The organism is Staphylococcus sp. GDX7P312P (genome assembly GCF_008385775.1).
GTDB classification, from domain to species: domain Bacteria; phylum Bacillota; class Bacilli; order Staphylococcales; family Staphylococcaceae; genus Staphylococcus; species Staphylococcus haemolyticus.
Genome location: NZ_VUKI01000001.1, coordinates 31,707 through 50,225, shown reverse-complemented (window position 1 = coordinate 50,225; position 18,519 = coordinate 31,707). Strand labels below are relative to the sequence as shown.

Genomic DNA, 18,519 nt, shown 5'->3' with positions numbered 1-18,519 from the left:
CCTTTAAATTATTATTCAAGTGCTGCGGAACCACCAACAATTTCAGTGATTTGTTGAGTGATTTCAGCTTGTCTAGCTCTATTATATTGTAATGATAAGTCATCAATAAGTTCAGTTGCATTATCAGAAGCATTTTTCATTGCAGTCATTCTCGCTGCATGTTCACTAGCCTTAGCATCTAAAATCGTTCCATAAATTAAACTTTCAACATATTGAGGAAGAATAACACTTAGGATAGACTCTTTATCAGGCTCAAATTCATACGAAGACATTTGACCTTGACCTTGGCTAGAATCTTCACGAGATAATGGTAAAACTTGTTTAGTTGTTGGTTTATTCTCAAGAACACTAACATAGTGACTATAATAAATTTTTAATTCGTCAATATGTTCTTCACTGAATAAGTCAATCGCATGTTTAGCAATTGCTTGTATTGATTTAAATGAAGGTTGATCAGGAACATCAACAAGCGAATTCTCAATTTCATAACCTCTATTTTTAAGGAAATCAACACCAGATTGACCCAATACAATAATGCTATATTCGTCACTGCTAGTATGCTTTTCTTTAATGTCATTAATAAGTCGTTTTAGTACATTTGAACTATAAGCACCTGCTAAGCCTTTATCACTTGTAATAACTAGGTAGCCACTACGTTGAACTTGTCTAGGTCTAAGCATAGGATGACTAGAATTTTTACTAGCACCTGCAATTGCAGTAATAGCATCTTGCATTTTCTCCATATAAGGTTCAAATTGTTTAGTGTTTTTTTCAGCTCGACGTAATTTTGAACTTGATACCATATTCATCGCTTTGGTAATTTGTTTCATTTTTTTCGTCGATTTAATACGACCATCTATCTCTTTTAATGAAGCCATTATCTCACCACCCTTTCAATTTAAAGTTTAATTATTCAGATTTGCTAAAGCTTTTCTTGAATTCATTAATAGTTGCTTCAAATTTATCATCAGATGGTAAGCCACCAGTTTCTCTAATTTCATTTAATAAGTCTGAACCATTTGATTTAGTCCAACTATTCAATTCATCTTCAAAACGTGTGATGTCTTCTACAGGAATATCATCTAGGTAACCTTTTGTTAATGCATAGATAATTAAAACTTGATTTTCAACAGGAAGTGGTTTGTTTTGATCTTGTTTCAAGACTTCAACCGTACGTTTACCTCTTTCAAGTTTTCTAGCTGTAAATTCATCTAAATCAGAACCGAATTGTGCAAATGATTCTAATTCTCTATACGAAGCTAAGTCTAAACGTAGCGTACCTGCTACTTTCTTCATTGCTTTAATTTGAGCAGATCCACCTACACGTGAAACTGATTGTCCTGCGTTAATCGCTGGTCTTACACCTGAGAAGAATAAATCAGATTGTAAGAAAATTTGTCCATCTGTAATTGAAATTACGTTAGTTGGTACGTACGCAGAAATATCCCCTGCTTGTGTTTCAATGATTGGTAACGCAGTAATTGAACCGCCACCTAAATCATCATTTAGTTTAGCTGCTCTTTCTAATAATCTACTATGTAGGTAGAATACGTCACCTGGATACGCTTCACGACCTGGTGGTCTACGTAATAATAATGATAACTCACGGTAAGCAGCAGCTTGTTTAGTTAAATCATCGTAAACGATTAATACATGTTTACCATTGAACATAAACTCTTCACCCATAGTTACACCTGAGTAAGGTGCAATGTAAAGTAATGGTGAAGGTTCAGATGCTGAAGCTGAAACAACAATTGTGTAATCTAATGCACCAGCTTGACGCAATTTTTCTACATTTGCACGTACAGTTGAATCTTTTTGACCAATTGCTACGTAAATACAAATTGTATCTAAACCTTTTTGGTTTAAGATTGTATCAATACCGATTGTTGTTTTACCTGTTTGTCTATCTCCGATAATTAACTCACGTTGACCACGTCCAATTGGAACTAATGCGTCAATCGCTTTAATACCAGTTTGAAGTGGTTCGTCAACAGATTTACGAGCCATTACACCTGTAGCTTTTTGTTCAACAGGACGTGTTTTAGTTGTATTGATAGGACCTTGTCCATCAATAGGTTGACCTAGTGGGTTAACAACACGACCAATAAGTTTTTCCCCAACTGGAACTTCCATAATACGTCCAGTACGTCTAACTTCGTCGCCTTCAGTAATTTCAGTATATGGTCCTAAAATAACTACACCCACATTTGATTCTTCAAGGTTTTGAGCTAAACCAAGAACACCATTTGAGAACTCTACTAGCTCACCAGCCATACAGTCATTTAATCCGTGAATTAATGCGATACCGTCACCAATTTGGAGTACCGTACCAACATCAGTTACAGACATTTCAGACTCATAATTTTCAATTTGTGAGCGAAGTAATGCACTGATTTCTTCAGCTTTTATGGCCATCTATGTCACTCCTCTTTATTTTAGTTTACTCTTCTAAATTTGCGTTCGATTTGTTCTAAATCTTTTTTAACACTGCCATCTAGCACAGTAGTACCAACTTTAACTCTAAATCCTCCAATTAATTCTGGATTTATTTTCGTAGTAATATGTACTTGTGATAAATTAGTTTGTTTTAAAATTAAGTCTTTAATGCGATCAAGTTCTTCATCACTTAGTTGATAAACTGATTCAACAATTGCTGAATCTTCATTATGATATTCATTATATAAACTTTTGAATTCTTTAAAAATCGAATTGATAAGTACTAAATGACGATTATTAGCTAATATCATTAGCATATTTTTTAAGTAATAATTAGCATCTCCAAAAACGATACCAACAAATTTGCGTCTTTCAGAAGCTGGTTGGTTTGGATTTGAGTCAATTGCTCTTAAATCTTCACCATAGTTTCTTGTAGCTTCACTTACTTCACTCAATTCATCATACATTAAATCTAATCTGTCTTTATCAATAGCGACGTCAAATAATGCTTTAGCGTATTTATTTGCTACATTTGCCATTATTTATCGCCTGCCTCTTTTAAATACTTATCAACAAGTTCTTTTTGATCTTGTTCTGAAATTTCTTTTTGAAGTACTTTAGAAGCAATCAATACTGATAATTCAGACACTTGATTGTTAATATCCGCTAATGCACGTTCTTTCTCGCTATTGATTTCACTTTGAGCAGTTTCAATCATACCGTTTGCACGAATATTTGCTTCATGAATGATTTCTTCATGTTGTTTACGTGCTTGAACTCTAGCATCTTCTAAAATACGTTGAACTTCATCTTGAGTTTGTTTTAGTGTCTTTTTGTTTTCTTCTTCAAGTTTTTGTGCATTTAGTTTTGCTTCTTCGGCTTCATCAATGTCTCTGTTGATGTCACGTTCACGTTTATCCATTACTTCTTTTAATGGACCCCAAGCAAATTTCTTAAGTAGTGCTAGTAATATAGCAAATGTGATAACTGTTACAATGACAGTACCCCATTCAACACCACCACCTGCTGCACCTAGAACGAATGAATTAGTTAATGCATTCACTGGCATTTGACACTCCTTTCATAATTAATCACCACTTGCCATTAAATAAAACGAACGGCGAAGATCCAAGTGACTTCGCCATGAAATTTTCTTATTGGAAAAGAGTCATGAATGCGATTACAACACCGATGATAGGTAATGCCTCAACTAAACCAATACCGATGAACATGATACTCATTAGTTGTCCACGTGCTTCTGGTTGACGAGCTACACCTTCTACTGTTCTTGAAACGATAAGACCGTTACCGATACCTGCGCCTAGTGCTGATAAACCAATTGCAATTGCTGCTGCGATTAAACCCATATTAATAATTCCTCCTAAAATGTTTGTTTAAGTTAATGTGTGTCCGCTACTTTGTGGGACATGTAAACCATTGAAAGCATGATAAATATATATGCCTGGATTGAGCCAACAAAGATTGAAAATCCTTGCCATACGATTAAACCTGGAATACCTATAATCCAACCCCAAGCACTACTTACAACTAAACCGGCTAATAATGAAAGTAATAATTCACCGGCAAAAATATTACCGTATAAACGTAGTCCAAGTGTTAGTGTTGAAGAGAATTCTTCAAAAACATTGATAATTGCTAAAGGCCAGAATGGTTTGAAGTAATTACCTATGTATGCCTTAGTACCACGCATTTTCACACCATAATAGTGTGTAAGTAATATCATCATAGTTGACAATGTCAATGTGACTGTTGCATCTGCTGTTGGTGATTTCCACCATAGATAATGATCTTTAGTCACTATAGCAAATGGTAACCCTAACATGTTTGCAACAAAGATAAATAATATCAATGTTACAGCTAAGAAGTGAAACTGACCACCTTTTTTCCAAGCCATATTACTCTCAATGATGCTTCTCACAAAGTCAAAGATCCATTCGATAAAATTCTGTTTACCTGATGGTCTTTTCTTTAAATTACGTGTACAAATAATAGCTATAAGAAAAACAATGATTGCTGTAATAACTAACATCATGATGCTTGCTAAATTGAAAACGAGATCAAAACCAAACACATTCCAACTCACGAGCGGGTTTTTGTGATCCATGTACTCACCTCTTTCGTTCTTAAAATTTTAACTCTTTAGCAGTAGAGGGCGTAGTATGATTAAAACATAAGAAAACATAAGACCTATCATTACTCCAATAATATTGACATAATCTTTTAATAAAAACCATATTACGCACGCAATGATAGCGACTAAGTACCTCCAAGTATTGCCCGTAGAAATATGTATGTTATCTGGTTGCTTTGCCCGAGATAAATATAATTCGAAAATATAGGTATTTATTAAAGATCCAACTGTGCCGATTATCAATCCAAGAATAAAAGGTTTTGGAATAATGATATACAATACACCCAATAAAATTAGAAAATAAATATAATATTGAATGAATTGTTTAAATATGATGCTGAAACGCCTCATTTTTTTCCTCCAAATTAACTTATGACAACCATGTAAACCGTTCCACTCATACAAATTTAATAATAATATAGGGTAAATAGTGTGTCAATTCTATTCAAATTGTTGTAAAAATTAACTCTTTAATTGTCACAAAATGTTCACAATTATGATTATTTTATGAATTGAAAGACTTTGGCATTTTTGAAGTTAAGCCGAAATAATATTTTATACTCTCACATATTCTCAAAGATGCATTACCATCACCATAAGGATTTTGAGTTAGGGCCATTTGATCATAAATCATTTGATTTTCTAAGATTTCTGTTGTTGATTTAAAAACATTATCAAAATCAGTACCTACAACCTTTAAAGTACCTGCTGTTACACCTTCTGGTCTTTCAGTTACATCTCTTAGAACAAGAACAGGTTTATTTAATGAAGGGGCTTCTTCTTGAATCCCCCCTGAATCAGTCAAAATTAAATATGCTTTATTTGCAAAGTTATGAAAATCTACAACATCGAGTGGTTCAATTAATTCTATACGTTCATGTTCTCCTAAATACTCGTAAGCTAGTTCTCTTACTTTAGGATTTAAATGCAATGGAGACACAATAACGATATCTTCATATTCATCCACAATTTTGCGCATCGCTTTGTAAATATCAATCATTGGCTGTCCGACATTTTCTCGTCTATGTACAGTTAATAATATAATACGTTTACCTTGATGTTTTCTTATAATATCTGAAGTATATTCTTTTTGTATAGTTAGTTCGAGTGTGTCGATAGCAGTATTTCCAGTAATAATTATTGAATCAGGACTCTTGTTTTCTTGAAGTAGATTATTAGCCGCCCCTTTAGTAGGTGCAAAATGTAAATCGGCTAAATTGCTAACCATTTGCCTATTCACTTCTTCTGGAAATGGCGCATATTTATGTCGCGTTCTTAAACCTGCTTCAACATGACCAATAGCAACTTTATTATAAAAAGCAGCAAGAGCACCAGAAAATGTTGTAGTTGTGTCGCCATGAACTAATACCATATCTGGTCTCTCTTTTTTTATAACATCTTCAAGTTTCGTCATAGCTCTTGAGGTAATGTCGGAAAGTGTTTGACCTTCCTTCATAATATTTAAATCATAATGTGGCTTAATGTTAAAAGTATGTAATACTGAATCTAACATCTCACGATGCTGAGCAGTTACAACAATCATTGGTTCTAACTCAGCATCATATTCGAGTGCCTTTACTAAAGGTGCCATCTTAATTGCTTCTGGTCTAGTACCAAAGACTGTCATAATTTTTTTCATACTTTAAGCTCCTAAATACTATTTTGTACCAAATAATCTGTCCCCAGCATCACCTAAACCAGGTGTAATGTATGCTTTGTCATTTAATTTTTCATCTAATGCTGCAATATAAATATCTACATCATCATGCGCCTCTTGCATCTTTTCTACACCTTCTGGTGCTGCAATTAAACACATAAATCTAATATTTTTTGCACCGCGTTTCTTTAATGAATTGATGGCTTCAATTGCTGATGCTCCAGTTGCTAGCATTGGATCTACAACAATGATTTGTCTCTCATCAATATCTTGTGGAAGTTTAGCAAAGTATTCTACTGCTTTTAATGTGTTAGGATCACGATATAGACCAATATGACCTACTCTAGCTGCTGGTACTAGACTTAACACACCATCTGTCATACCTAAACCAGCTCTAAGAATTGGAACGATAGCTAATTTTTTACCAGCTAATCTTTTTGCAGTCATTGTTGTTACTGGCGTTTTAATTTCTACATCTTGTAGTTCTAAATCTCTAGTAACTTCATACGCCATTAACATGCCTACTTCATCAACAAGTTCTCTAAATTCTTTAGTTCCCGTATTCATATCACGGATGTAACTTAATTTGTGTTGAATTAGTGGGTGATCAAATACATGTACTTTACTCATTTATATTTCCTCCAAAATTTTATAAATTATTCATATAGCGGATATTTAGCAGTTAAACGACTTACTCTTTCTCTTGCTTCTTTTAATTTAGTATCATTATTAGGATTTTTTAGTGCTAAGCTAATAATACGACCTACTTCTTTAAACGCTTCCTCATCAAAGCCTCTCGTAGTCGCTGCAGGTGTACCTAAACGTATACCACTTGTTACGAAAGCTTTTTCTTGATCAAATGGGATTGTATTTTTATTACATGTTATTCCAATAGAATCTAAAGTCGCTTCAGCTTCTTTACCAGTAACATTAACTGAATTTTTAACATCTACAGAAAGTAAATGATTATCAGTTCCTCCTGAAACAATTCTAAAGCCTTCTTCTTGCAATGTTTGTGAAAGTACTTTAGCGTTTTTAATTACTTGTTCTTGATAAACTTTAAAATCTTGCTCAAGCGCTTCACCAAACGCAACTGCTTTAGCTGCAATGACATGCTCTAATGGGCCACCTTGAATTCCAGGGAATATTGTTTTATCTATATCTTTCTTATACTCTTCTTTACAAAGAATTAAGCCTCCACGTGGGCCACGTATTGTTTTATGAGTAGTTGTAGTGACAAAGTCTGCATGTTCAACAGGATTTGGGTGTAAACCTGCTGCTACTAAACCAGCGATATGGGCCATATCAACCATTAATTTAGCACCAACTTCATCAGCGATTTCTTTAAACTTTTTAAAATCCAGTTGTCTAGAATATGCTGATGTACCTGCAACTATTAATTTCGGTTTATGTTCATGTGCTAATTGACGCACCACTTCATAGTCAATTTTTTCAGTTTCCTTATCTACACCATAGTCAACAAAGTTATAGAATTTACCACTAAAATTAACTGGTGACCCGTGTGTTAAGTGACCACCATGACTTAAATTCATTCCTAAAACAGTATCACCCATCTCTAGAGCGACAAGATAAACTGCCATGTTTGCTTGAGAACCTGAATGTGGTTGCACATTTACATGTTCAGCACCAAATAATGCTTTAGCTCGTTCGATAGCAATTGTTTCAGTAACATCTACATAATCACAACCACCATAATAACGACGACCAGGATAGCCTTCAGCATATTTATTAGTCATTACAGAACCTTGTGCTTCCATTACCGCTTCAGATACAAAATTTTCAGATGCTATTAATTCAATGTTGTTATTTTGTCTATTGTATTCATTTTGAATCGCTTCATAGACAGCTTTATCTTGATTTTGGATATAAGACATAAAAATCCCCTCCTACGCTTTCAAGCTTATTCGTATTTAGCTCGTTCACCGCCGATTTTCTTAGGTCTTGAGGTTGCAATCGTTACAATTGCTTCACCAACCTGTTTGACACTTGTCCTAACCGGTACACAAACGTGTTTAATATGCATTCCAATTAATGTTTGACCTATATCAATACCTTTAGGTACAGAAATATGTTCAACTACGATTGGGTCATTCATATGCTTATAAGCATATGTAGCAAGACTTCCTCCTGCGTGAACATCGGGAACAACAGTGACTTCTTCCATAGTTAGAGGGTTGAAATCTTCACGTTCAATTGTGACTGCCCTATTAATGTGTTCACAACCTTGGAATGCAAAAGAAACACCAGTATCTTGTTTCACTTCTTCTAATGCATTAAAGATCGCTTCAGCAACTTCCATTGACCCTACAGAACCAATCTTCTGTCCTATAACTTCAGAAGTCGAACATCCTATCACACAAATTTCATTTTCATTGAAAAATGATTGCGATTTAAGTTCATCAAGCAAAGTTTTAAGTTCTTGCATTAAAATCTCCACCTTAAATACATAATTAAAAAGAAGCATAGCAAACTAGCTATACTTCTTCATTATAACTTATTTAAAGCTTAACATATACTAATTGTATAATATTTGGCTTATGAATTTGTACGTAACTTACCTATCAAATACAGAAGTTGTTCAAACGTTTGACGGTAAGTATCTATGCTACCACCAAAAGGATCAACAATGTCACCTATTTCTCCAACATATTCACTGAGTTGATAAATGCGACCATTGTCACCATAATGAGAAACCAGTTGTTGTTTATGAATATCTGTCATCGTTAAAATTAAGTCACTATTCAAATCTTTCTCACTAAATTGCTTAGCTACAGTAGGTTCAGGCAAATTATGCTCCATAATGACTTCTAATGACTCTGGTGATACGGATTGACCATCAATCGCGAACAGTCCTCTAGAATTAATTGTGTCATCTACAAGCATTTTCTTCGCGATACTTTCGGCTATTGGACTTCGGCAAGTGTTTCCAGTACATACAAATGTTATTCTCATAAGTTATCACCTCGAACAATGTGATTACCTGTAGCTTTAATAATCCGATTCATTATTGCTTCAGATTCATCTGTTTTATCAAAAGCATAAATATATGCTTGATCTATTGATGGATTTTCATCAATACTATGAAGTATTTGATACAAGTTATGATTAGCTTGTCTTATATCTTTTTCATCTTTACAAAGTTTAATGAATAGTGCATCACTTGGAGCATACTGCTTCAAAGTTTCCGGTAAAATAAAAGCTGTTTTACTCCATTCTTTAATTGTTTTAATAGGTTTACTAAGATGCGTTAGCATCGTTACTGGTGTATCAGGGGCATAGTGCTTATACTTCATTCCAGGTGCTATTGGTTGGCTATTGACGTCATAATGATAATCCTCAACACTTCCTGGAAAAACATCATTAAGCATTGCTTGTGTTATTGATCCTGGTCTTGCTATTCTGAAAGGAAACTGTGTACAATCTAACACAGTGCTTTCTAATCCTTCTTCACTTTGATCACCATTGACTATACCGTCAATTTTGCCATTTAAATCATTAAAAACGTGTTGAAAGGTTGTAGGAGAAGGTCGCCCACTTACATTAGCACTAGGGGCAGCGATAGGCATATCAATGTATTGAAGTATAGCTCTTCCTATTGGATGGCTTGGCATTCTTACCGCAATTGATTGTAAGCCACCTGTTACTTTCTCACAAAGATAACCCTGTCTTAAAGGTAAAATAAATGAAATAGGTCCAGGCCAAAATTCATCCATCAAACATTTGGCTTCTTCAGGCAAATGAGAAACTATTTGATCAAGCTGAGATTTATCATGTATATGGACAATTAATGGATTATCAGAAGGACGTCCTTTGGCTTGATATATATTTGAAACTGCATGTTGGTTTCGAGCATCTGCACCCAATCCGTAAACAGTCTCTGTTGGAATTGCAATTAACCCACCACCATTATATACCTGTTTTATATTTTCCAATTCTGGATAATCTAATGGCGATTCTTGATAATCACGCATATCCCATATCTCAGTTTTCATCAAGCTCACTCCTTCATTATTGTTTTATTCATATATATGAAAAGTTACTCATCTAAATTTTATCAGATAAGTAACTTTGAGTTTTACCATTTAAAAGACACTATTCTTTCATTACCGTTTATATCTTTAATAACTTTAACATCAAGTTTTGGATACTTTTCTAAAATAATATTTTTTAACCTTTCACCTTGGTTATAACCAATTTCGAAGGTGACATAAGCATCTTTATTTAAAACTTTAGGCAAATCATTAAGGATTAATTCATAAATAGCGAAACCCTTATTCTCTGCAAACAATGCTGTATGAGGTTCATACTTAACAACTGTGTTCTCCATCATTTCTATCTCATCAACATCGATATATGGTGGATTAGAAACAATACCATCCAATTTTATATTATTTTGTATGAAAGGTTTCAATGCATTGCCTTTTAAAAAAGTTACAGCTGCCTCATGATAATGTGCATTGTCTGATGCAACTTCTAAGGTCTCTTGAACAATGTCTGTTGCATAAACAGTGAAATCTTTATTCAACTTTTTTAAAGTAACAGCTAAAACACCACTGCCAGTTCCAATATCAGCAATTGTAGCACTTGATTTACAATTTTCAAGAAAATGCAACATCACTTCCTCCGTTTCAGGACGTGGAATTAAACAATGTTCATTAACTTGAAATTGATAGCCATAGAAAGATTGAAAACCAACAATATATTGTATAGGTTCACCTAAAAGCATCCGTTCAGTCGCGAGTGAAAACTTGATTTCTTCTGCTTTTGACATGTCATCATACATGTGAATTAAATAATCAGTTCTTGACCACCCAAATAAATCAAGCATCAACCATTCTGCTCTCGATTGTTCATAACCCTTATCTACAGCTTGTTTAATCGCATAATCTAATTGTTCTTTAAAGTTCACCATTGTTTAGTTCTTTCAACTTCTCGGTTTGTTCAGATAAAGTTAATGCATCAATAATTTCATCTAATTTACCTTCCATAATTTGATCTAACTTTTGTAAAGTTAATCCTATTCTATGGTCAGTTACACGGCTTTGAGGATAGTTATATGTTCTAACTCTTTCAGATCTATCTCCTGTACCCACTGCTGATTTACGTTGTGCTGCATATTTTTGTTGTTCTTCCTGTAATTTCATATCATATAAACGTGCTTTTAAAACTTTCAACGCTTTTTCACGGTTTTGAATTTGAGATTTTTCAGAAGAAGTTGCAATAACACCAGTAGGTAAGTGAGTGATACGAACAGCTGAGTCAGTTGTATTAACGTGCTGACCACCAGCACCACTTGAGCGATATGTGTCTATTTTCAAATCTTCATTACGGATTTCAATCTCAACATCTTCAACTTCAGGAAGAACAGCAACTGTCGCTGTTGAAGTATGAATTCGTCCACCTGATTCTGTTTCAGGTACACGTTGAACTCGGTGTGCACCATTTTCAAATTTTAATTTACTATAAGCACCGCTACCTGAAACTGAGAAACTAATTTCTTTATAACCACCATGGTCACTTTCAGCCGCTTCAACAATTTCAGTTTTAAAGTTTTGAGATTCTGCATACTTACTATACATTCTTAGTAAATCGCCAGCGAAGATTGCCGCTTCATCTCCACCTGCTGCTGCTCTGATTTCAACGATAACGTCTTTCTCATCATTAGGGTCTTTTGGAATTAATAAAAATTTAAGTTGTTCTTCCAACTCAGGAATCGCACTTTTCAAACTAGCACTTTCCTCTTTCAACATTTCAATTTCTTCTTTATCTTCTGTTTCATTTAACATTTCATCAATTTCAGCAATTTCTTCTTTTTTACTTTTATAATCTCTATATACATCAACTGTTTTTTGTAAATCAGCTTGTTCTTTTGAATATTTACGTAACTTATCTGAATCATTAACAATCTCAGGGTCACTTAACATTTCATTGAGTTGTTCATATCTTTCTTCAACGATATCTAATTGATCAAACACTACATTTCCTCCTCGTCACTTGTACTTGGTGCTACGATATGATGTGCACGACATCTCGGTTCATAACTTTCATTCGCCCCAACTAAAATGATAGGATCATCTACTTTAGCTGGCTGTCCATCGATTAAGCGTTGTGTTCTACTTGATGATGAACCACATACTGCACATACAGCCTGTAATTTAGTAACTTGTTCACTTACCGCCATGATTTGTGGCATGGGTTCGAATGGTTCCCCTCTGAAATCCATATCTAAGCCTGCAACCACTACTCGATGGCCATTTTCAGCAAGCTTCTCCACTATATTTACAATTTCTTTATCGAAAAATTGAATCTCATCAATACCAATGACATCAACATGAGACAAATCCTGTAATAATATATCTCTTGAAGTAGAAATATTAATTGCTTCTAATTCATTACCGTCATGAGAAACAACTTTTTCTTTATGATAACGATCATCAATCGCTGGTTTAAACACTACTACTTTTTGTTTAGCGTATATCCCTCTTCTTAGTCTACGAATTAGTTCTTCTGACTTACCGCTAAACATACTTCCAGTAATGCATTCAATCCAACCGGAATGGTAAGTTTCATACATTATAAGTTCCACCTTTTACAAAAACATAATCGCTTAATTATATCATATTTCTATGTATTATAAATATCTCTTTAAATACTACTTAAATTTAAAAAAACTGTCTACGCATTTCTATATAAAATAGATTAGGCAGACAGTTTAAACTTATAATTAGTTGTTGTTTGATTTGAGACCAAACTTTTTGTTGAAACGTTCCACACGACCATCCGCAGCAGCGAATTTTTGACGTCCTGTGTAGAATGGGTGTGAATCAGAAGATACATCTAAACGAATAACTGGGTATTCATTACCATCTTCCCATTCCATTGTTTCTGAAGATGTTTTAGTTGAACCACTTAAAAATTTAAAGTTAGTAGTTGTATCTAAAAAGATAACTTTGTGATAATCAGGATGGATTCCTTGTCTCATTAATTTTCAGCTCCTTTGCCCTGAACCATCTGGAACAGAGTTATTTGTGAGTTTTTTACCCAATACTTGGTAATTATAATAGTTATTAGATTAAAACGCAACCCTCAAACTGACATTCGTTAAATAATCGGTTTTCCTGTTTTTGTACTTTCTTCAGCAGCCTTTTGCAACTGTTGGAAAAATTCTTTATTACTTTTAGAGCGTTTTAATTTTCTAATAAATCTTTCTGTGAAATCTGTAGAGTCTGTGAACATGTTTCTTAACTGCCATAGTGAATCAAGTTCAGATTTACTAATAAGTAATTCTTCTTTACGCGTAGAACTTCTTCCAATATCAATCGCAGGGAAAATTCGACGTTCAGATAATTTACGATCAAGATGAAGTTCCATATTTCCTGTTCCTTTGAATTCTTCATAAATCATATCGTCCATGCGTGATCCAGTTTCAACTAATGCAGTGGCTAATATCGTTAAACTTCCTCCTGCTTCAATGTTACGTGCAGCACCAAAGAATGCTTTAGGTTTGTGTAATGAAGCAGGATCAAGACCACCTGATAATGTTCTTCCACTTGGCGGTATAACTAAGTTATACGCTCTTGCCAATCGAGTAATTGAGTCCATCAGAATAATAACATCTTGACCAATCTCAACTAATCGTTTAGCACGTTCTAGTAATAATTCAGCTACTTTAACATGGTGTTCTGGTGGCTCATCAAAAGTCGAGTGCACTACTTCAGCAGATTCAACAGATCTTTCAATATCAGTTACTTCTTCCGGACGTTCCCCAACTAATAAAATAAATAATTTTGCATCAGGTTTATTTTTACTAATCGCATTTGCAATTTCTTTTAATAAAGACGTTTTACCCGCTTTAGGAGGTGCAACAATAAGTCCACGTTGACCTAGACCAATAGGCGTAACTAAATCCATTATACGTGTTGAATAATTTTGGGGATCTGTTTCTAAAACGATTCTTTCCTCAGGATAGAGAGGCGTTAAAGCTTGAAAGTGAGGGCGTTTTTTTACAACTTCAGCATTCTCATCATTAACAAAGTCAACTTGCAATAAACCATAATATTTTTCATTATCTTTAGGTTTACGAACTTTTCCGGTTACTTTATCACCACGTTTAATTTCGAAACGTCGTATTTGACTTGCAGATATATAAATATCTTTTTCACCTTTTGAATAGTTGACTGTTCTGAGGAACCCATAACCATCAGGCTGGATATCATCTAAGACACCCTCCATGTAATAGTTACCATCTTTTTCCATTTGGGCTTCCATGATAGCTAAAACTAATTCACTCTTATTCAATTTACTATAATTAGTAAGTTTTAATGTTTTTGCTTTTTGTGTTAATTCTTTCGTTGTGTAATTTTTATACAATTCATGAAACGACTCATACTGTGGAGATGTACGTACTTTTTCAGGCATAAATTGCACCCATTTCTTATATATTTATAAAGACTTCAATTTGATTAGAGAAGAGATATTTTAAATAGTTTCATTTCAAGAACTCACTAAATCTATTTGTGATATCTCATAAAATAATATTTAAAGTCTTGAATACTAGAATTAATATAGCAAATTTTCAATTTAAATACAAAACGATTTTATTAAATTTCCAAAAATAAAACAGCTCATGGAACTAAAAATATTCCATGAACTGTTATAAATAATATATAAATTAATTTTTTAAATTAACTGAAATAACCAGCAATTGATTTCACTTCTAAGAATTCTTCTATACCATAATCGCCCCACTCACGACCAATTCCAGATTGTTTATATCCACCAAATGGTAAATCTGGTTGGTTGCCAGCTTCATTGATTTCAATTCTACCTGCTTCAATTGAACGAGCTACTTTTTGAAGTGTTTCTTTATCTTTACCTATTACATATCCTGCTAATCCATATTTAGTATCATTAGCAATTTTGATTGCTTCATCTAAATTATTATATGTGATTACAGAAGCAACTGGTCCAAAGATTTCTTCTTGAGCAATTGTCATGTCATTGTCTACATTGATAAAAATAGTTGGTCTCGCGAAATAACCAGTATTTAATCCTTCAGGTTTACCAGGACCACCGTAAAATAATTCTGCACCTTCTTCAATACCTTTATCAATATATGATTGGACTGTATCAAATTGTTTCTTACTAATAATCGGTCCAACTTGAGTACCTTCTTCTCGTGGATCTCCAACTTTAACTTTACTAAATTCTTCTTTGAGTGCAGTTAAGAAGTCTTCTTTTTTGCTTTCAGGAATTAAAATACGAGTACCTGCAGTACATACTTGACCTGTGTTGTTAACTACTTTGCCAGTAGTTGCTTTCGCTGCTTCTTTAACATCAACATCATCTAATACGATATAAGGCGATTTACCACCTAATTCAAGTGATACTTTTTTGAAATCTTTAGAAGCTTTTTCCATTATTTTTGAACCTGTGCGTCCTGAACCAGTAAATGACATCATTCTAACTTTTGGATGTTCACTTAGTGGATTACCTACACCTTCGCCGTCACCATTAACAAGATTAAATACACCTTTTGGTACGCCTACTTTATCAAATATTTCAGCTAAAATGACTGCAGCAAATGGTGTTTCTTCAGAAGGTTTTAGAACTACAGGACTACCTGCTGCAAAAGCGGCTGCCAATTTCAATGAAGTTTGATTAGTTGGGAAATTCCAAGGTGTTACTAAACCTGAAACACCAATTGCCTCTTTAGTAACTAATGCATCTCCACGTCTTTCTTCAAATTCGAATGAATCTAGTGCTCTACTTGCCTCTTCAAAATGATTTAGTCCCATTTGGTAGTGGACATTCTCAGATAATGTTAAAGGTGCACCTAATTCATCCGTTATAGCTTCTATAATATCTTGTTTTCTATTTTTATATTCTTCTACAATTTTATCTAATAGTTCTTTTCTTTCTTTCACTGAGCTATGACGAAATTCTAAATAAACGTTGTTTGCAGCTTCTACTGCTTTTTCTACATCATTAGCATTACCTTTAGCTACTTTACCAATAACTTCTTCAGTTGCTGGATTGATTACTTCAATCGTTTCATTACTATCGCTATCAATCCATTCGCCATTTATATATTGTTGAGTATAATTTCTCATCAATTCTTCACTCCTTAAGAATCGTTATATGATTTGTGTACCTTTTTTCATCGAAAATTAAACATACCATCTTAGTATGAAATAGCAAAAGAGTTTTGCACCTGGCAATGATGAACAATTATAAAAGTGATTATTCATTCAATATAAGGCACAAAACTCTTTATTATATTATTTAGATTTAACTTCTTCTTCAAGTGTTACATGTTCTTGAGCCCATTTTTCAATGGGTTTTAAAGCTTCTGCTAAAGCTTTACCTTTATCAGTCAATTCATAAATGATTGAAACTGGACTAGTTGAGACTACTTTCTTTTCAACTAATCCCCATTCACCTAAATCAGTTAATTTAATACTTAATGCACGTGGTGTAATGGTCTTTAAATCCCTTTTCATATCGGAAAAGTGCGCAGTATAATCAGTGCATCGTGATAGATAATTAATGATTAAACCGTTCCAACTTCTACCAACAATTTTAAAGGTTTCTTCAAGATATGGACAGATTTCCATTGTCTTCACCTCTATTCAAAACTTCTTTAGATTGTAGGTACTAAAAATCGCTTATAAATATAAACATTGTATAGGCTTTAATGATATCTATAAGCCAAAATCTTATTAGTATCTAATATAATTATTATACCAGAAAAAGCTAATATGTCGAGAGTTGAAACTGCCAATATTAACTTATCAATACCTTTAGACTTCTTCAGTCCAAATATTTGCACCTAATTCTTTTAAATGCTTAACAATGTCAGTATAGCCTCTATAAATATGTCTAACGTTATAAATTGTAGTAACGCCTTCAGCTAAAAGACCTGCAATAATTAAACATGCACCTGCACGCAAATCACTTGCATATACTTCAGCACCATTAAGTGATGATGGTTTAATTGTAGCAGTTCCAGTTTCCATATCGGCTTCAATATTAGCACCCATATTTTTTAACTCATCGACATGTCTAAAACGTGCAGGATATATTGTTTCTGTTACAAATGAAGGGCCATCTGCCATAAATAATAAAGGCGTGATTGGTTGTTGTAAATCTGTTGCAAACCCAGGGTATACTAATGTTTTAATATCTACATTTTTATAAGATGATTTGCGTTTGATGATTGCTTTTTCAGCATCACCATCTACTTGGATGTCTACACCAAGTTCTTTTAATTTAACAGTAAGTGCTTCAACATGTTTTGGAACAATATTATTAATAGTAATTTCTTCTCCAACTGCTGCCGCTATACACATGTACGTCCCTGCTTCAATACGATCAGGGATAATTTGATATTCAGAACCATGTAAGCTATCAACACCATTAATTTTTAACGTACTTGTCCCTGCCCCTTTAATATCTGCGCCAAGACTGTTCAAGAAATTAGCAACATCTACAACTTCAGGTTCTTTTGCTGCATTTTCAATGACTGTTTGACCAGTTGCATGAACAGCTGCCAACATAATGTTGATTGTTGCGCCTACACTAACCATATCTAAGAAGATATTAGCACCATGTAGTTCTTTAGCTTCTATTTTCATAGATGTATCATTTGATTCATCTATTTCTGCTCCTAATGCTTTAAAACCTTTAATATGTTGATCAATTGGACGTGGCCCTAATGGACAACCACCAGGTAATCCTATTACACATTTTTTAAAACGCCCTAACATTGCTCCCATCATGTAATAAGATGCTCTAAGAGATTCAACTTTATTGTTAGGCAGTGGTGCATTTTCAATTTCTGAAGTATCTACTTCTAAAGTTTTTCCATTTAAATGGGCTTTAATATTTAAATCTTCCAATAAACTAACTAGCGTCTCTACATCGGAAATTTGTGGTAAGCCATCTAATTTAACTTGGCCTTGAGCTAATAATGTTGCTGGGATAATTGCTACCGCACTATTTTTGGCACCACTTATCGTAACGTCTCCCTTTAGTGTTTGACCACCGCGAATTTTTATTACCTCTTGAGTCATAAGTTTATCTCCTTTGTTTCTCATTTATTTAAAATAATACATTAGTAGCATTATAAAATACATATTCTTTATTTGTAAAACATAAATTATTACGAATTAATGATAATTGCAATTATTAAAATTATCGATTCAAACTTTATAAAACTAATTCGAGAATTATATATACAAATATTATA

At 33.7% G+C, this 18,519-nt stretch carries 21 protein-coding genes; all 21 read right to left on the bottom strand.

Annotation, left to right across the window (positions count from 1 at the left end; all coding sequences use genetic code 11):
- Window positions 1-11: 11 nt before the first annotated feature.
- The 21 genes from atpG to F1592_RS00180 all read right to left on the bottom strand — a co-directional run bounded on the left by atpG (window position 12) and on the right by F1592_RS00180 (window position 18,343).
- A complete protein-coding gene (gene atpG / locus F1592_RS00280) occupies window positions 12-878 on the bottom strand; it encodes an ATP synthase F1 subunit gamma (protein WP_011275242.1) in 867 nt (288 codons plus the stop codon).
- Between the two features lie 31 nt (window positions 879-909).
- Window positions 910-2,418 (bottom strand): F0F1 ATP synthase subunit alpha, encoded by a 1,509-nt coding sequence (gene atpA / locus F1592_RS00275; RefSeq protein WP_149809500.1) that lies wholly within the window; start codon window positions 2,416-2,418, stop codon window positions 910-912.
- A 20-nt stretch (window positions 2,419-2,438) separates the two neighbouring features.
- Entirely contained in the window at window positions 2,439-2,978 is a 540-nt protein-coding gene (locus F1592_RS00270) for a F0F1 ATP synthase subunit delta (protein ID WP_037538809.1), read from the bottom strand.
- Window positions 2,978-3,508: a F0F1 ATP synthase subunit B gene (locus F1592_RS00265; RefSeq protein ID WP_016931216.1), complete on the bottom strand. Its 531-nt coding sequence runs from the start codon at window positions 3,506-3,508 to the stop codon at window positions 2,978-2,980. Before F1592_RS00265 ends, F1592_RS00270 begins: the two co-directional genes overlap by 1 nt.
- A gap of 85 nt (window positions 3,509-3,593) precedes the next feature.
- Complete coding sequence (gene atpE, locus F1592_RS00260) at window positions 3,594-3,806, bottom strand: F0F1 ATP synthase subunit C (RefSeq protein WP_011275238.1); 213 nt, start codon at window positions 3,804-3,806, stop codon at window positions 3,594-3,596.
- Window positions 3,807-3,838: 32 nt separating this feature from the next.
- Complete coding sequence (gene atpB / locus F1592_RS00255) at window positions 3,839-4,564, bottom strand: F0F1 ATP synthase subunit A (protein WP_011275237.1); 726 nt, start codon at window positions 4,562-4,564, stop codon at window positions 3,839-3,841.
- 27 nt (window positions 4,565-4,591) lie between these two features.
- A complete protein-coding gene (locus F1592_RS00250) occupies window positions 4,592-4,942 on the bottom strand; it encodes an ATP synthase subunit I (RefSeq protein ID WP_037538812.1) in 351 nt (116 codons plus the stop codon).
- Between the two features lie 154 nt (window positions 4,943-5,096).
- Window positions 5,097-6,230 (bottom strand): non-hydrolyzing UDP-N-acetylglucosamine 2-epimerase, encoded by a 1,134-nt coding sequence (wecB, locus tag F1592_RS00245; RefSeq protein ID WP_037538815.1) that lies wholly within the window; start codon window positions 6,228-6,230, stop codon window positions 5,097-5,099.
- Window positions 6,231-6,248: 18 nt separating this feature from the next.
- Window positions 6,249-6,878: a uracil phosphoribosyltransferase gene (upp, locus tag F1592_RS00240; protein WP_011275234.1), complete on the bottom strand. Its 630-nt coding sequence runs from the start codon at window positions 6,876-6,878 to the stop codon at window positions 6,249-6,251.
- Between the two features lie 26 nt (window positions 6,879-6,904).
- Window positions 6,905-8,143, bottom strand: a complete 1,239-nt coding sequence (gene glyA / locus F1592_RS00235; RefSeq protein ID WP_149809501.1) for a serine hydroxymethyltransferase — start codon at window positions 8,141-8,143, stop codon at window positions 6,905-6,907.
- Between the two features lie 26 nt (window positions 8,144-8,169).
- Window positions 8,170-8,694 (bottom strand): TIGR01440 family protein, encoded by a 525-nt coding sequence (locus F1592_RS00230; protein ID WP_037538819.1) that lies wholly within the window; start codon window positions 8,692-8,694, stop codon window positions 8,170-8,172.
- Between the two features lie 110 nt (window positions 8,695-8,804).
- Window positions 8,805-9,221, bottom strand: coding sequence for a low molecular weight protein arginine phosphatase (locus F1592_RS00225; RefSeq protein WP_053017605.1), 417 nt, complete (start codon window positions 9,219-9,221; stop codon window positions 8,805-8,807).
- Window positions 9,218-10,261, bottom strand: a complete 1,044-nt coding sequence (locus F1592_RS00220) for an L-threonylcarbamoyladenylate synthase (RefSeq protein ID WP_149809502.1) — start codon at window positions 10,259-10,261, stop codon at window positions 9,218-9,220. Before F1592_RS00220 ends, F1592_RS00225 begins: the two co-directional genes overlap by 4 nt.
- An 83-nt stretch (window positions 10,262-10,344) precedes the next feature.
- A complete protein-coding gene (gene prmC, locus F1592_RS00215) occupies window positions 10,345-11,181 on the bottom strand; it encodes a peptide chain release factor N(5)-glutamine methyltransferase (protein ID WP_037538823.1) in 837 nt (278 codons plus the stop codon).
- The gene (gene prfA, locus F1592_RS00210) at window positions 11,168-12,244 is read right to left on the bottom strand and encodes a peptide chain release factor 1 (protein ID WP_011275228.1); all 1,077 of its coding nucleotides are present in this window, start codon (window positions 12,242-12,244) and stop codon (window positions 11,168-11,170) included. The genes prmC and prfA overlap by 14 nt, the downstream gene beginning before the upstream one ends.
- Window positions 12,244-12,843 (bottom strand): thymidine kinase, encoded by a 600-nt coding sequence (locus F1592_RS00205; RefSeq protein ID WP_011275227.1) that lies wholly within the window; start codon window positions 12,841-12,843, stop codon window positions 12,244-12,246. Before F1592_RS00205 ends, prfA begins: the two co-directional genes overlap by 1 nt.
- A gap of 150 nt (window positions 12,844-12,993) precedes the next feature.
- Window positions 12,994-13,251 (bottom strand): type B 50S ribosomal protein L31, encoded by a 258-nt coding sequence (locus F1592_RS00200; RefSeq protein WP_011275226.1) that lies wholly within the window; start codon window positions 13,249-13,251, stop codon window positions 12,994-12,996.
- Between the two features lie 119 nt (window positions 13,252-13,370).
- Window positions 13,371-14,687 carry a transcription termination factor Rho gene (rho, locus tag F1592_RS00195; RefSeq protein ID WP_011275225.1) on the bottom strand — a complete coding sequence of 439 codons (1,317 nt, stop codon included), beginning with the start codon at window positions 14,685-14,687 and terminating at the stop codon, window positions 13,371-13,373.
- A gap of 266 nt (window positions 14,688-14,953) precedes the next feature.
- Window positions 14,954-16,381, bottom strand: a complete 1,428-nt coding sequence (locus F1592_RS00190; RefSeq protein ID WP_037538826.1) for an aldehyde dehydrogenase family protein — start codon at window positions 16,379-16,381, stop codon at window positions 14,954-14,956.
- A gap of 168 nt (window positions 16,382-16,549) precedes the next feature.
- Window positions 16,550-16,885: a winged helix-turn-helix transcriptional regulator gene (locus F1592_RS00185; RefSeq protein ID WP_011275223.1), complete on the bottom strand. Its 336-nt coding sequence runs from the start codon at window positions 16,883-16,885 to the stop codon at window positions 16,550-16,552.
- Window positions 16,886-17,071: 186 nt separating this feature from the next.
- Window positions 17,072-18,343: a UDP-N-acetylglucosamine 1-carboxyvinyltransferase gene (locus tag F1592_RS00180; RefSeq protein ID WP_011275222.1), complete on the bottom strand. Its 1,272-nt coding sequence runs from the start codon at window positions 18,341-18,343 to the stop codon at window positions 17,072-17,074.
- Window positions 18,344-18,519: the final 176 nt, after the last annotated feature.